This window comes from Pantoea sp. PNT03, assembly GCF_014852515.1.
In the GTDB taxonomy this organism is placed as follows: domain Bacteria; phylum Pseudomonadota; class Gammaproteobacteria; order Enterobacterales; family Enterobacteriaceae; genus Pantoea; species Pantoea leporis.
Genome location: NZ_JACVBT010000003.1, coordinates 595,065 through 610,125, shown reverse-complemented (window position 1 = coordinate 610,125; position 15,061 = coordinate 595,065). Strand labels below are relative to the sequence as shown.

Genomic DNA, 15,061 nt, shown 5'->3' with positions numbered 1-15,061 from the left:
CGGAGTGAACGCACCACTGGTGTTCGGGTTGTCATGCCAATGGCACTGCCCGGTAGCTAAGTGCGGAAAAGATAAGTGCTGAAAGCATCTAAGCACGAAACTTGCCCCGAGATGAGTTCTCCCTGACCCCTTGAGGGTCCTGAAGGGACGTTGAAGACTACGACGTTGATAGGCCGGGTGTGTAAGCGCAGCGATGCGTTGAGCTAACCGGTACTAATGACCCGTGAGGCTTAACCTTACAACGCCAGAGGCGTTTTGGTCTGAGAGACCGGATTTTCAGCTTGTTTTACCGGATAAAGAATTAGCGGAAGCGAAGATTTTACGCTGAGGCGAGGCGCCGACCGAGACGGAGCGAGGGAGCATACTGAAGTATGTGACTGAGTTACGCGAGGGAGAGCAACGCGGCATCAGTGAAAAATATTCGTTTCGTGCAGCAAGAATTTGCCTGGCGGCTTTAGCGCGGTGGTCCCACCTGACCCCATGCCGAACTCAGAAGTGAAACGCCGTAGCGCCGATGGTAGTGTGGGGCCTCCCCATGCGAGAGTAGGGAACTGCCAGGCATCAAATAGTGAAGAAGCCCCGGACGAAAGTCCGGGGCTTTTTTACGTCTGAGATCAGCTAAAATCGCATAGAATAGAGCGATTCAGTGTATGAAAATCACGCAAATCTCATCTCAAACTTTCATTTCAAGAAGCTAATCCAGCATAAATACGCCACGACTTATCCCAAATCCCACCTAAAGCTGAAACATTTTCATAAACCGCATGAAGACTCGACATTCCCGACATAACAAGCTAATGTCGGGCATCTGGATGTCTAAACGTTTATACGGTTATCAGTAAGAGGTGAGTAGGTTATGCCAATCAGGATTCCCGACGAATTACCGGCAGTGAATTTTTTGCGCGATGAAAACGTCTTTGTCATGACGTCGTCGCGCGCCAGTGTTCAGGAGATCCGTCCGCTAAAAGTGCTGATTCTTAACCTGATGCCAAAGAAGATTGAGACGGAAAATCAGTTCCTACGTCTGCTCTCTAACTCACCGTTGCAGATTGATGTGCAGCTGCTGCGCATTGATAGCCGCGAGTCGCGCAACACGCCGACAGAGCATCTGAACAACTTCTACTGCAACTTCGAAGACATCCAAAACGATAACTTCGATGGACTGATTGTGACCGGCGCGCCGCTGGGATTGGTCGATTTCAATGATGTCGCTTACTGGCCGCAGATTCAGCGCGTGCTGCATTGGGCGAATGAACACGTTACCTCCACGCTCTTTGTCTGTTGGGCGGTTCAGGCGGCACTCAACATTCTGTATGGCATTCCTAAGCAGACGCGGCAGAACAAATTGTCCGGTGTTTATGAGCACCAAATCCTGCATCCCCACGCCTTGCTAACGCGCGGTTTTGACGACAATTTCCTGGCCCCGCATTCACGCTATGCTGATTTTCCGAGCCAGCTGATCCGCGATTACACCGATCTCGAGCTATTTGCCGAATCGGAATCCACCGGCGCATATCTGATGGCGAGCAAAGACAAGCGCCTGGCGTTTGTTACCGGCCATCCGGAGTACGATGCCCTGACGCTCTCGGGTGAGTATCATCGCGATTACGATGCTGGCCTGCAGCCGGACGTGCCGTTCAACTACTTTCCGCACGACAACCCAGAGCTGCCACCGCGCGCCACCTGGCGCAGCCACGGCAACCTGCTGTTCTCCAACTGGCTGAACTACTACGTTTATCAGATCACGCCGTTCGATCTGCGCCGGATGAATCCAACACTCGAATAGATCCATCACCTCGTTTGATCCTGCCGCGCTAGCCGAAGCTATCGCGGCTTTTTTTTGCCTTCAATTCCCCAGTGGAAGTCATTGCCTTTAATTCGAGAGATTAAATTACATAAATATCAATCTGATAAATTAACATAAACATTAAAATGGAAATAATTTTTGAAATTAAAATAAAAATCATTATGCTCTGATCTTGCAGGTTATAAAACACCCTACATCCGGATCCGATCGTTAAACGATGGATCAACTCAGGAGGCAGCCCGCATGACAGACTCGGTTATCAGCAATACGCTAACCTTCAGCCAGCCCTTTACCCACGCGGAAAAGCAGCTGCTTACCCCAGAAGCAATCGACTTTATACACGCATTAGTGGTGCGCTTTGCACCAGAGCGCGAACGCCTGCTGAAAGCACGCCAGCAACGACAGAAGCGTTACGATCAGGGTGAGTTACCCGGCTTTGATTCGGAAACCGCTTCCATTCGTGAAAATGCGTGGCAAGTTCGTCCTATTCCGCAGCTGCTTCAGGATCGTCGCGTAGAGATCACCGGGCCGCCGGATCGCAAAATGGTGATCAACGCGCTCAACGCGAACGTCAACGTCTTCATGGCCGATTTTGAAGATTCACTGGCGCCAACCTGGCAGAAGCTGATCGACGGACAATTAACACTGCGCGATGCCGTCAATGGCACGCTGAGCTTCACCAGTGAAACCGGCAAGATCTACCAGCTGCGCGCCAATCCGGCGCTGCTGATGTGTCGGGTGCGCGGTCTGCATCTGAATGAAAAGCATGTGGAGTGGCGCGATCGGGCCATTCCCGGCGGATTGTTCGACTTTGCGCTCTACTTTTTCCACAACGTTGAAGCGCTGCTGGAGAAGGGCCACGCGCCATGGTTCTATCTGCCGAAAACCGAGCATGCCGCTGAAGTGGCGTGGTGGCGTGAGATCTTCCGCTTCAGTGAAGATCGCTTCGATCTGCCGCGCGGCACCATCAAAGCCACGGTATTGATCGAAACGCTGCCGGCGGTATTCCAGATGGATGAGATCCTGTGGGAACTGCGTGATCACGTCGTTGGCCTGAACTGTGGCCGTTGGGATTACATCTTCAGCTACATCAAAACGCTGGGCCAGCATCCCGATCGTATCCTGCCGGATCGCCAGCAAATCAGCATGGATCAGCCATTCCTCGATGCCTATTCACGCCTGCTGATTCGAACCTGTCATCGTCGTGGTGCGCTGGCGATGGGCGGTATGTCGGCGCTGATTCCGAGCAAAGACGCGGAGCGCAATGTATGGGTGACGCAAAAGGTGCAGGAAGATAAAGCGCGAGAAGCGGGCAACGGTCACGACGGAACCTGGGTGGCGCATCCCGGCCTGGCTGATATCGCGATGGAGGAGTTTGACCGTCGGCTGGGCGATCAGCCCAATCAACTGCACATCACGCGTGAGCAGGATGCGCCAATCACCGCCGAACGTCTGCTGGCGCCCTGTCGCGGCAAGCGTACTGAAGCCGGCATGCGCGCCAATATCCGCGTGGCGCTGCAATATCTGGAAGCCTGGATCAGCGGCAACGGCTGCGTTCCGATTGATGGGTTGATGGAAGATGCCGCCACCGCTGAAATCGCCCGCACCTCCATCTGGCAATGGATTCATCACAAACAAATTCTCAGCGATGGCCAGCCGGTAACGGTGGCGCTGTTTGAACGGCTGCTGGAGGAAGAGCTGGCCACCTTGCAGCAAACCGTTGGCGCAGAACGTTTTCAAAATGGACGCTTCGACGATGCCGCCGCGCTGATGGCGCAAATTACCACCGATGACGAACTGGTTTCCTTCCTCACTCTGCCGGGCTACCGCCTGCTGCCTTGAACCTGGAGATATGACGATGAATCGTACGCAACAGATCAAACAACTGGAATCGAGCTGGAATGATGCGCGCTGGCAGGGAATTACTCGTCCGTACAGTGCGGAGGATGTGGTCAATCTGCGCGGTTCGGTCAATCCCGCCTGCACGCTGGCGGAGCGCGGTGCCGCCAAACTCTGGTCGCTGCTGAATGGTGAATCGAGCAAAGGCTACATCAACAGCCTCGGCGCGTTGACCGGCGGACAAGCGGTGCAGCAGGCGAAAGCCGGCATAGAGGCGATTTACCTCTCCGGCTGGCAGGTGGCGGCAGATGCTAACCTGGCCGGGCAGATGTATCCCGACCAATCGCTGTATCCGGTGAATTCGGTGCCAAATGTGGTGGAGCGGATTAATCAGAGCTTCCAGCGTGCCGATCAAATTCAGTGGGCCAGCGGCGTATCGCCAGAAGACAGTGATTTTATTGATTACTTCCTGCCGATTGTCGCCGATGCGGAAGCGGGCTTTGGCGGCGTGCTCAATGCGTTCGAGCTGATGAAATCGATGATTCAGGCCGGTGCCGGCGCGGTGCATTTTGAAGACCAACTGGCGGCGGTGAAGAAGTGCGGCCACATGGGTGGCAAGGTATTAGTCCCAACGCAGGAAGCGATTCAGAAACTGGTGGCGGCGCGTCTGGCCGCGGACGTCATGAACGTACCGACGGTGTTGCTGGCGCGCACCGATGCGGATGCCGCCGATCTGATCACCTCAGATTGCGACCCGCGCGATGCGGCGTTTATCACCGGCGAGCGCACCTCGGAAGGCTTCTTCCGCACGCGTGCCGGGATTGAACAGGCGATCAGCCGCGGGCTAGCGTATGCGCCTTATGCCGATGTGCTGTGGTGCGAAACCTCAACGCCAGATCTGGAGATGGCGCAGCGCTTTGCCGACGCGATTCACGCGCAGTATCCCGGCAAGTTGCTGGCTTACAACTGCTCGCCTTCGTTCAACTGGAAGAAGAACCTTGACGATCGCACTATCGCCCGTTTCCAGCAGGCGCTGAGCGAAATGGGCTATCGCTTCCAGTTCATTACGCTCGCCGGGATTCACAGCATGTGGTTCAACATGTTTGACCTGGCGCACGCCTATGCACAGGGCGAAGGCATGCGCCATTACGTTGAGAAAGTGCAGCAGCCGGAGTTTGCGGCGCGCGATAAGGGTTACACCTTCTCATCGCATCAGCAGGAAGTGGGCACCGGCTATTTCGATCGCGTCACCAACGTCATCCAGGGCGGACAATCCTCCGTGACCGCGCTGACCGGCTCCACCGAAGCCGCACAATTCTGAAGCCGTTGTAAGGTCGCCATTCAATGGCGACCACTTACCGCTAAAGGAGCGTTGCCGATGACACCGAGAGAATCGCTGATCGCCCACACCATTCTGCAAGGTTTTGACGCGCAGTATGGCCGCTTTCTGGATATTACCGCCGGTGCGCAACAGCGCTTCGAGCAGGCCGACTGGCACGCGGTGCAGCAGGCAATGAAAGCGCGTATCCATCTTTACGATCACCATGTTGGCCTGGTCACCAACCAGCTGCGCATTCTCAATGACACTTCGGACTGGGATGACGCGTTCTGGCTACGGGTGAAAAGCCATTACGAAACCTTGCTGCCCGGCTATCCGCGCCATGAAATCGCCGAAAGCTTCTTCAATTCGGTCTATTGTCGCCTGCAGGGCCACAGCCATTTGTCGCCCGAGCGTCTGTTTATCTTGCCGTCGCAGCCCTATGCGCCCGCACCGGTTGCGCCGCGCCCGCTGTCGCGCCTCTATCGTCCACAGAAGAATTGACAGGAAACACTGCGTCAGGTGCTGAATGACATTCCGCTGCGTCTAACGTGGCAGGATCAAACGCGCGATATCGGCTGGATTGTGCGCCATCTGCACGAGCAGTTTGGTGCCACACAGCTGGCAACGGCGACGCTGGATGTCGCCAGCGAACTGTTTTACCGCAACAAAACCGCGTGGATTGTGGCGCGACTGCAGCTGAGTGATGGCATGGTGCCCTGTTTGCTGCCGATTCAGCGCGATGATGCTGGCCGTTTGTGGATTGATACCTGTCTCACCGACAGCGATGATGCCAGCATCGTGTTTGGTTTTGCCCGCGCCTATTTCATGGTATACGCGCCGGTGCCGGCCGCGCTGGTGGCGTGGCTGCAACCGATTCTGCCGGGAAAAACCGTGGCAGAGCGCTACATGGCGATTGGCTGTCAGAAGCACGGTAAAACCGAATGCTACCGTGAATACCTGCACTATCTGGCGCACAGTCAGGAAGATTTCACCGTCGCGCCCGGCATCCGCGGCATGGTAATGATGGTGTTCACGCTGCCGGGTTTTGATCGCGTATTTAAGGTGATCAAAGACCGCTTCGCACCGCAAAAAGAGGTCACCGATGCGCAGGTGCGCGACTGCTATCGCATGGTCAAAGAGCACGATCGCGTGGGTCGTATGGCGGATACGCAGGAGTTTGAGCACTTTGCGTTACCGCGCGCGCGTATTCCGGCCGAGCTGATGGCGGAGTTTGAGCGCGATATCCCGGAAAAGCTCGAGCTGCGCGACGATGTGGTGATCATCCGCCATTTGTGGCTGGAGCGCCGCATGGAGCCGCTTAATCTGTGGCTGGCTCAGGCTTCGCCGGAACAGCGGCAGCATGCGATTAGCGAATATGGTGATGCGATTCGTCAGCTGGCGGCAGCGAATATTTTCCCCGGCGACATGCTGTACAAAAACTTTGGTATGACGCGTCATGGCCGCGTAGTGTTTTACGATTACGACGAAATCCGCCCGATGACCGAACTGGTGTTCCGCGATGTGCCGCAGGCGCGCTATGAGGAAGATGAGCTGCAGGCCGAGCCGTGGTACAGCGTCGGGCCGGATGATGTGTTCCCGGAAACCTTCCGCTATGCGCTGTGCAGCGAACCCTCGACCGGCAAACTGCTGCAGGCGCTGCATCCGCAGCTGTTTGATCCCAACTGGTGGCGCGCGCTGCAAACGCGCATCCGCGAAGGGCATATTGAAGAGGTCATTGCGTGGCGCGCCAGCCAGCGTTTCAGCGCGCGCTATGCGTCGGTGGCCGCTTAGCGGCCAGAATAGGTTTGGGTCACCTGCTTCGCGGCGCGGATCACCAGCGCTCCCAGCTCGGTGATGCGGTCGTCAGTCATGCGCGCAATCGGGCCGGAGATTGAGATGGCGGCGAAGGGTTCGCCATGTTCGTCATAAATCGGTGCCGCAACGCAGCGCAGACCCAGCGCGTGCTCTTCATCATCGTGCGAAAAGCCCATCTTACGAATCAGCGCCAGATTCTCCTTCAGGCTGTGCGGCGACATCAGCGTTTTCGGCGTGTAGTGATGCAGCCCTTTTTGATGCAGCAGCGCGGTAACTTGCTCATCGCTCAGATGCGCCAGAAACGCTTTGCCGGCGCCGGATGCATGCATCGGCAGCTTGCCGCCAATCGGCGCGGACATGCGCATCAGCTGCGTACACTGCACCTGATCGATGATCACCGCCTGATAATCGCTGAGATCCAGCACCGCCAGATTCACCGTCTCGCCGGCGTCTTCCATCAGCTTGCGCAGCAGCGGATGCACAATCGCCAGCAGATTGCGGCTCTGCAGGAAACTGCTGCCGACCACAAACGCGTGCGAACCAATGGTCCACAAACCTAAGTCGCCCACCTGATGCACAAAACCTTGCTGTTGCATGGTGGAGAGCAGGCGATGAGTGGTGGAGTTGGGTAAACCGGCCTGTTGTGCCAGTTCGGTCAGCGCCACGCTGCCGTGGGATTCGGCAATCAGCTCCAGCAGGCGCAGACCACGCGTCAAAGATTGTACTTGCCCGCCGACGGGCGCGCTGGTGGTAGCCGTTGTCGCACGCGGTTTCTTGCCGCGTTTCACGGGCGCAGGGGTTGCCATAACGTCTCCAATTCGCATCAATGCTGGAAACCATTTTCGTTTTTAACCGCATTAATGCAAACGCTGACTTTCTGGTCAGACCTGTCATCGGCAATAGCTGAAAATGTCTCATCTGAGCTGACTTTTGATCACCTGCAAGTTGTGCCAGTATGACTGGCTGGCATATTAGCCAACGCAATGACGTGGACGGGGCGAGAGTGAGCAACAAAACAGAAATGCTGCAGCAGCAGCTGGCGCAACGCATTATGATTCTGGACGGTGGCATGGGCACCATGATTCAGAGTTATAAACTGAGTGAGCAGGATTTCCGTGGCAGCCGCTTTGCCGACTGGCCATCTGATTTGAAGGGCAACAACGATCTGTTGGTGCTAACCAAACCGGAGGTGATCCGCGAAATCCACGATGCCTATCTCGCTGCCGGCGCGGATATTCTCGAGACCAACACCTTCAACTCCACCACCATTGCGATGGCCGATTACGCGATGGAAGCGCTGTCGGCGGAGATTAACCTCGAAGCCGCCAAACTGGCGCGTGCCAGCGCCGACGCATGGACGGAGAAAACGCCGCATCGTCCGCGCTACGTGGCGGGCGTGTTGGGCCCGACCAACCGCACCTGTTCTATCTCGCCGGACGTCAACGATCCCGCCTATCGTAACGTCACCTTTAACCAGCTGGTGGAAGCCTACCGCGAATCGACGCATGCGCTGATCGCCGGTGGCTCCGACCTCATCATGATCGAAACGGTGTTCGATACCCTCAACGCCAAAGCGGCAATCTACGCGGTGCAGGCCGAGATGGAAGCGATGGGCGTGAAGCTGCCGCTGATGATCTCCGGCACCATCACCGATGCGTCCGGTCGTACGCTCTCCGGCCAAACCACCGAAGGTTTCTATAACTCGCTGCGCCACGCCGAACCGCTGTCGTTCGGCCTCAACTGTGCGCTTGGCCCGGATGAACTGCGTCAGTATGTGGCGGAGCTGTCGCGCATTGCCGAAAGCTATGTGACCGCGCACCCGAACGCCGGTTTGCCCAACGCCTTTGGTGAATACGATCTCGATGCGGCGATCATGGCTGAGCAAATTGGTGAGTGGGCGCGCGCCGGTTTCCTCAATATTATCGGCGGCTGCTGCGGCACCACGCCGGAACACATCGCGGCGATGGCGGCCGCAGTAGAAGGCGTTGCGCCGCGCCAGCTGCCAGAGATTCCGGTTGCCTGTCGCTTAGCCGGGCTTGAACCGCTGAACATTCAGGCCGATTCGCTGTTCGTCAACGTCGGTGAACGCACCAACGTCACCGGCTCGGCCAAATTTATGCGTCTGATCAAAGAAGAGAAATACAACGAAGCGCTGGATGTGGCACGCCAACAGGTAGAGAACGGTGCGCAAATCATCGACATCAACATGGATGAAGGCATGCTGGATGCGGAAGCGGCGATGGTGCGCTTCCTCAATCTGATTGCTGGTGAGCCGGATATCGCCCGCGTGCCAATTATGATCGACTCCTCCAAATGGGAAGTGATCGAGAAAGGCCTGCAGTGCATTCAGGGCAAAGGCATTGTGAACTCTATTTCGATGAAAGAGGGCGTGGAACCGTTTATCGCGCACGCGCGCAAAGTGCGTCGCTACGGCGCAGCGATGGTGGTGATGGCGTTTGACGAAGTGGGCCAGGCGGATACGCGGGCGCGCAAAATCGAGATCTGTCGTCGCGCCTACAAGATTTTGACCGAAGAGGTCGGTTTCCCGCCAGAAGACATCATTTTCGACCCGAATATTTTTGCCGTGGCGACTGGCATTGAAGAACACAACAATTACGCGATGGACTTTATCGGTGCCTGCGAAGACATCAAGCGCGAACTGCCACACGCGATGATCTCCGGCGGCGTCTCCAACGTGTCGTTCTCGTTCCGTGGCAATGAACCGGTGCGTGAAGCGATTCACGCGGTGTTCCTCTATTACGCCATCCGCAACGGCATGGACATGGGCATCGTGAACGCCGGTCAGCTGGCTATTTACGACGATCTGCCTGCCGAACTGCGTGACGCGGTGGAAGATGTGGTGCTGAATCGTCGTGACGATGGCACCGAGCGCTTGCTGGAGCTGGCGGAGAAGTATCGCGGCAGCAAAAGCGACGGCGAGCAGGAGAAACAGCAGGCCGAATGGCGCAGCTGGGACGTGGTAAAACGTCTGGAATACTCGCTGGTGAAAGGCATCACCGAGTTTATTGAGCTGGATACCGAAGAGGCGCGCCAGGCAGCAACGCGGCCGATTGAAGTGATTGAAGGGCCGCTGATGTCCGGCATGAACGTGGTTGGCGATCTGTTCGGCGAGGGCAAGATGTTCCTGCCGCAGGTGGTAAAATCAGCGCGCGTGATGAAGCAAGCGGTGGCCTATCTCGAACCTTATATTCAGGCCAGCAAAGAGGCCGGACGCAGCAACGGCAAGATTGTGCTGGCAACGGTAAAAGGCGATGTGCATGACATCGGCAAAAATATCGTCGGCGTAGTGCTGCAATGTAACAACTACGAAATCATTGACCTCGGCGTTATGGTGCCGAGTGACAAAATCCTCAAAACCGCGATTGCCGAGAACGCCGATATCATCGGGCTTTCCGGCCTGATCACGCCGTCGCTGGATGAGATGGTCAACGTCGCCAAAGAGATGGAGCGCCAGGGATTCACCATCCCGCTGCTGATTGGCGGCGCGACTACCTCGAAAGCGCATACCGCAGTGAAAATCGAGCAGAACTATAGCGGACCAACGGTCTACGTGCAGAACGCCTCGCGCACCGTGGGCGTGGTGTCATCGCTGCTCTCCGAAACGCTGAAAGAAGATTTCGTGGCGCGCACGCGCAAAGAGTACGACACGGTGCGTATTCAGCACGCGCGCAAAAAGCCGCGCACGCCGCCGGTGAGCCTGCAAACTGCGCGCGATAATGATTATGTCATCGATTGGGAAAGCTATACGCCGCCGGTGGCGCACCGCCTCGGTGTGAGTCCGGTCGAAGCCAGCATTGAAACGCTGCGCAATTACATCGACTGGACGCCGTTCTTTATGACCTGGTCGCTGGCCGGCAAATATCCGCGTATCCTGGAAGATGAAGTGGTGGGCGAAGAGGCCAAACGCCTGTTTGCCGATGCCAACGCCATGCTCGATATGCTGAGCAGCACCGGCACGCTCAATCCACGCGGCGTGGTAGGGATTTTCCCGGCCAACCGTGTCGGCGATGACATTGAAATCTACAGCAACGAGAACCGCAATCAGGTGCTGTGCGTCAGTCATCACTTGCGTCAGCAGACCGAGAAAACTGGCTTCGCCAACTACTGTTTAGCCGACTTTGTGGCCCCAAAATCCAGCGGCAAAGCCGATTATCTCGGCGCGTTTGCGGTTACCGCCGGAATTGAGGAAGATGCGCTGGCCGAGGCGTATGACAAGCAGCACGATGATTACAACAAAATCATGGTGAAAGCGGTGTCGGATCGCCTGGCAGAAGCCTTTGCTGAATATCTTCACGAGCGCGTGCGAAAGGTGATTTGGGGCTTTGCCGCCCATGAAAATCTCAGCAACGAAGAGCTGATTCGCGAGAATTATCAGGGTATTCGTCCCGCACCGGGTTATCCGGCTTGTCCGGAACACACCGAGAAAGCACCGATCTGGCAGCTGCTGGAGGTGGAAAAACATACCGGCATGAAGCTCACCGAGTCTTACGCCATGTGGCCAGGCGCAGCGGTTTCCGGCTGGTACTTCAGCCATCCTGATAGCAAATACTTCGCCGTGGCGCAGATTCAGCGCGATCAGGTGGAAGATTACGCCGCGCGTAAAGGCATGAGCGTGAGCGAAGTTGAGCGCTGGCTGGCACCCAATTTAGGTTATGACGCAGATTAATAGTCGGTAACGCGCAATAAATGGCGCCGCTACGGAGTATGTGCACCTCTCCGTAGCGGCGCGATTTATCGCGCGGGTTTCACACCACCCGCGCTGATGTTAATTAAATCGCGCATCACGATCTGACGTCAGGTCATACAGCTGATATTTGCGACCCAGCATCTGACCACCATCACGCGTCAACGGCACCCAGTTTACCTGTGCGCGGCCTCGCGTTGGCGTCACGGTAAACAGATCCATCGGCACCGAAATGTAGAAGCCTTTAGTGAAGTCGCCTTCGCCATAGGCTTCCGCCGACACGTTGGTTTTGGTGGCGTAGAAGCCTACCATCACGCCGCTATCAAACCGCTTCGACACATCCACGGTAACGCCTTTATCTTTCGCCAGATATTCACCGACGCTGGCTTTCACCAATACGTCCTGCATAAACCACGGACGCCAGTACGCGGTGAAATGTCCGGTTGGCGCTTTGTAATCGGTGAACTGCATCATGTTGTCCCAATCACGCTGCTTCACGTAGTTGGCATCAACCCCGAAGGCCCAGTTGCTATCTATCGGACGATACAGCACTTCGCCGCCGACGCCGCCGTACATGGTTTCCAGATAACCGCCGTAAACCTGGCCGTAGAAACCGTTGCCGAGCGCCTGCATGTAGTTGGCTTGCAGATCGTTAACGTAAACGTTGTTCTCAACGTAATCACGAATATGCGTACGCACGCGCGGCAGTGTGGAATCCGCCGGTGCGCCGTTGTAGTTGAACTTATCGTAGTTATTGGCGAGGTTGCCAAACAGGCTGCCGCCGACCAACAGGTGATCGGTAAGCCAGTAATCGGCGTTGGCCATCACACCAACCTGATACATGTAGAAGCTTTCCGGTCCGCCGACGGACTGATTCAGCACCGGCGACAGGCTGTAGTTCAGACGATCTTTGCGGATAAAGAAACCTTGCTCGGTGGTACCGGGATCGACCGGATTTTCACGCGTCTGCTGCAGCGGCTGTTCATGCCCCAGCGGATAACCCACGAGTTCGTTATGCAGGCTGGCAACGTTGGTGCGCGTGCTCACCTGCGGCATATTGAAGCGCGACTCGGTGACGTCGATGGTATCGATGCCGGCCGGCAGGTTGTTCATGATAATGCGATTGGCGCGATCGACCCCTTCGCGCGTATCGCGATATTTGGTCTGCTCGCCGGACACATACAACGTGCTGCCTTTGGTTTGAATATGCGGGCCATTCAGTCCTGCGTTGTACTTCAGATCGGTCAGCTGGTTTGCCACCACCGTTGGCTGCAACAGATCGCCCTGCGGCTGCGGGTTGTAGGCCGGCTTCTCGCTATCGATATGCGACTGATGCAGATCGTTGAAATTGGTGCGCAGGGTAAAGCCGAACATAAAGGTGTTGCCGCGCTCGTAGCTGGCGTTGATGTCCGCCCAGTCGGTGAGGCGATAAATCGCGCCGACGTTGACCTTACTGCGCTGATCCAAACGACCGGCGAAATCATCCTGATAATCGTTGCCTTCGTACTCCAGCTTGAGGCGCAGCGGCTGCCACGGTGTTTGATACTCTACGCCGCCAAACAGCGCCGCCGGACCGTGGAACATCTGCGAGCCATTAATTGAACCCGCTTCGCCACCGCCGGTGCGGCTACAGAAGCTGTCGCTGTAGGAGCAGAACGGGTTCTTGATGGTGCCGCTGTTGCCGAGATAGCCCCAGCCCAGACCCAAGGTGAAATCGAACGGGCCCCACGCTTTGCTCGCCACCAGATATTCGCTGTCGAACAGACCGGTACCGCCTAAATCGCGTGAGCCAACCGCCACTTCTGGCAGCCAATAGCTCTCTTGCCATAGGCGCAGCTTCACATCGAAGGCTTTATCTTTATAGCTTTGGTTGCCGCTGAAACCTTCTACTGCGCTGTAACGGCGGGTACGCACATCGGTATAGCGTACGGTGGTTTCCAGCCACGGGAACAGCTGCAGCGAGGCAGAATAGTAGCGATATTGATCGTTATCGCGGAAGTTGACGCTAAATTCGCCCTCTTTCGCCATACGCGCGGTGGGCGTCTGCATCAGGCCAACGCCACCAAAATCTGATTGAGAAGGACCGACCGGTTCAGGCCAGGTTTCCGCATGCACCTGGCAAGCGGCGGAAACAGAAGCAGCCAACAGGCTGAGAAGTAATTGTTTTTTCATCAGTCTGGTATCCGGTGAGTCAGAACGGAAAGCATGCGCTCATTCAAATCGCTTTGGCCCCATGGCAAGCTCCATGAGGTGAAACCGAGCCAGATAATGCTGCCGGGTTCCACTTCGATATGGCGATGATTCCAGTAGGCAACCGGAACTTGCTGGGTGCTGCCGGACGGCGCAATCACTGTGGCATAGCTGCGTTCCGCGCCGGACAGACGATCGTGGCCTTCGAGGTAATCACGCACTTCGCGGCCAGGCTGCCAGCGCGCTTTACCCGGATTGCTCAACGCCCCCAGCACCAGTACCTGCGTCGGCTGCGCCAGCATATAGAGGTCATAGCTGCCTTGCAGCGTGCGGTTATCCTGTGGACGCAGACGCACGTCATCGGGATCGAGCGAGGTGAACTGGCGGCCCGTTACCTGCAGCGCGCCAAGCTGGTGGATAACCGAGCCGATGGTTGCGGCCAACGACTCGCCGCTGTCTGCTTGCCATGCGCGCAGATCGGCCAGCAGCTGCTTCTGTTGCTGCTGTGCTACCGCCGTTGCGCCGCGTTCGGCAATCACCGTGCCCGGCCACCAACTGCGCAGTTCAGGATGGGTGAGCAACTGACTAAGATTCTGCGCATCGTTAATTTGCAGTGTGTTTTTTCCCGGCAGATCGTGCACGGTGACTTGCGCCGCCGCCAGTGCGTGGCCAGCCGTGAGCAGCGTCAATGCTGCCAGCATTGGAGTTATTTTTTTCATGATTTCGCCGGCTTCAGAATTGTGGTTTCAACGGGGAAGGCATCGGCGGCCAGCATCTGGTTGGCCTGCAATACCGTGCCATCGCGGTTATCGATCCAGAAGGTGTTCTGCCACTCCGCGCCTACGTTCTCCATGCGCACGGTTTCATGCCAGACGCGGCACGGTACGCGTTCACCGGCGATGTCCAGCACCGTATCGTCACCGCGCTCGAAGCGGGAAACCGCTGTGGCGGCACGCACTTTATCTTGCTCGCGCCACTGCACCACGCGCTTCCAGCTGGCACCGTTTTGCAGATTCAGCGCATCGGCGAGCGGATCCTGCGCCAGGTTACTGACGTCAGCGAGGTTGCTCGGTAAACCCAGGGTTTTGATCAGACGGCCATGCTGCATCACCAGCATCGCTTTATCCTGGGTGATCCACTTCTGCTGGCCGTTTTCGTTGTAACCGAGCACCACGAAGATGCGCGGTCCTTCATTGATGCGGGCATAGAGGCTGGCGTAGGGCAGGTTAGCAACCTGCTCGTTGGTGACCGTGACATCATCCGGGCCATTCACGGCCAGCATCACGGTTTGTTCGAGGCCTTTTTGCGTTTGTGTGCAGGCCTGCAGCAACAGGCAAAGAAGTAGCAAAGAGAGTCGGCGCACGGGGTATCCCTGTCTAAATAA

8 protein-coding genes, 2 rRNA genes and 1 pseudogene are annotated in these 15,061 nt (G+C 56.7%); 7 read left to right on the top strand and 4 right to left on the bottom strand.

Features of this window, described 5'->3' with window-relative positions; genetic code table 11:
* The 6 genes and pseudogenes from IB226_RS14510 to aceK form a co-directional block, all read left to right on the top strand.
* Positions 1 to 238, top strand: a 23S ribosomal RNA gene (locus tag IB226_RS14510); the annotation flags it as partial.
* Positions 239 to 444: 206 nt separating this feature from the next.
* A 5S ribosomal RNA gene (rrf, locus tag IB226_RS14505) occupies positions 445 to 560 on the top strand.
* Between the two features lie 296 nt (positions 561 to 856).
* Positions 857 to 1,786 carry a homoserine O-succinyltransferase gene (metA, locus tag IB226_RS14500; RefSeq protein WP_101763126.1) on the top strand — a complete coding sequence of 310 codons (930 nt, stop codon included), beginning with the start codon at positions 857 to 859 and terminating at the stop codon, positions 1,784 to 1,786.
* Positions 1,787 to 2,050: 264 nt separating this feature from the next.
* The gene (aceB, locus tag IB226_RS14495; RefSeq protein WP_110868113.1) at positions 2,051 to 3,649 is read left to right on the top strand and encodes a malate synthase A; all 1,599 of its coding nucleotides are present in this window, start codon (positions 2,051 to 2,053) and stop codon (positions 3,647 to 3,649) included.
* Between the two features lie 16 nt (positions 3,650 to 3,665).
* Positions 3,666 to 4,967, top strand: coding sequence for an isocitrate lyase (gene aceA / locus IB226_RS14490; protein WP_192236069.1), 1,302 nt, complete (start codon positions 3,666 to 3,668; stop codon positions 4,965 to 4,967).
* 57 nt (positions 4,968 to 5,024) lie between these two features.
* Positions 5,025 to 6,758 (top strand): annotated as a pseudogene (gene aceK / locus IB226_RS14485) (bifunctional isocitrate dehydrogenase kinase/phosphatase).
* On the opposite strand, the gene iclR reads toward aceK, so the two are convergent.
* Positions 6,755 to 7,588 (bottom strand): glyoxylate bypass operon transcriptional repressor IclR, encoded by an 834-nt coding sequence (gene iclR / locus IB226_RS14480; protein ID WP_101763122.1) that lies wholly within the window; start codon positions 7,586 to 7,588, stop codon positions 6,755 to 6,757. The pseudogene aceK and the gene iclR overlap by 4 nt on opposite strands.
* Before the next feature lie 197 nt (positions 7,589 to 7,785).
* Between iclR and metH the strand changes: the two genes are divergently transcribed.
* Complete coding sequence (gene metH / locus IB226_RS14475) at positions 7,786 to 11,469, top strand: methionine synthase (RefSeq protein ID WP_192236067.1); 3,684 nt, start codon at positions 7,786 to 7,788, stop codon at positions 11,467 to 11,469.
* 99 nt (positions 11,470 to 11,568) lie between these two features.
* Here metH and IB226_RS14470 read toward each other — a convergent pair whose 3' ends face one another.
* The 3 genes from IB226_RS14470 to IB226_RS14460 are packed head-to-tail and all read right to left on the bottom strand — an operon-like array spanning position 11,569 to position 15,040.
* Positions 11,569 to 13,659 (bottom strand): YjbH domain-containing protein, encoded by a 2,091-nt coding sequence (locus tag IB226_RS14470; protein ID WP_101763120.1) that lies wholly within the window; start codon positions 13,657 to 13,659, stop codon positions 11,569 to 11,571.
* Entirely contained in the window at positions 13,659 to 14,396 is a 738-nt protein-coding gene (locus IB226_RS14465; protein ID WP_137384939.1) for a capsule biosynthesis GfcC family protein, read from the bottom strand. Before IB226_RS14465 ends, IB226_RS14470 begins: the two co-directional genes overlap by 1 nt.
* Entirely contained in the window at positions 14,393 to 15,040 is a 648-nt protein-coding gene (locus IB226_RS14460) for a YjbF family lipoprotein (protein ID WP_192236059.1), read from the bottom strand. Before IB226_RS14460 ends, IB226_RS14465 begins: the two co-directional genes overlap by 4 nt.
* Positions 15,041 to 15,061: the final 21 nt, after the last annotated feature.

Bases quoted from the DNA above. Each gene is read 5' to 3' on its own strand.
- aceB (WP_110868113.1), top strand. From the start codon at position 2,051: ATGACAGACTCGGTTATCAGCAATACGCTAACCTTCAGCCAGCCCTTT.
- metA (WP_101763126.1), top strand. From the start codon at position 857: ATGCCAATCAGGATTCCCGACGAATTACCGGCAGTGAATTTTTTGCGC.
- IB226_RS14465 (WP_137384939.1), bottom strand. From the start codon at position 14,396: ATGAAAAAAATAACTCCAATGCTGGCAGCATTGACGCTGCTCACGGCT.
- iclR (WP_101763122.1), bottom strand. From the start codon at position 7,588: ATGGCAACCCCTGCGCCCGTGAAACGCGGCAAGAAACCGCGTGCGACA.
- aceA (WP_192236069.1), top strand. From the start codon at position 3,666: ATGAATCGTACGCAACAGATCAAACAACTGGAATCGAGCTGGAATGAT.
- IB226_RS14470 (WP_101763120.1), bottom strand. From the start codon at position 13,659: ATGAAAAAACAATTACTTCTCAGCCTGTTGGCTGCTTCTGTTTCCGCC.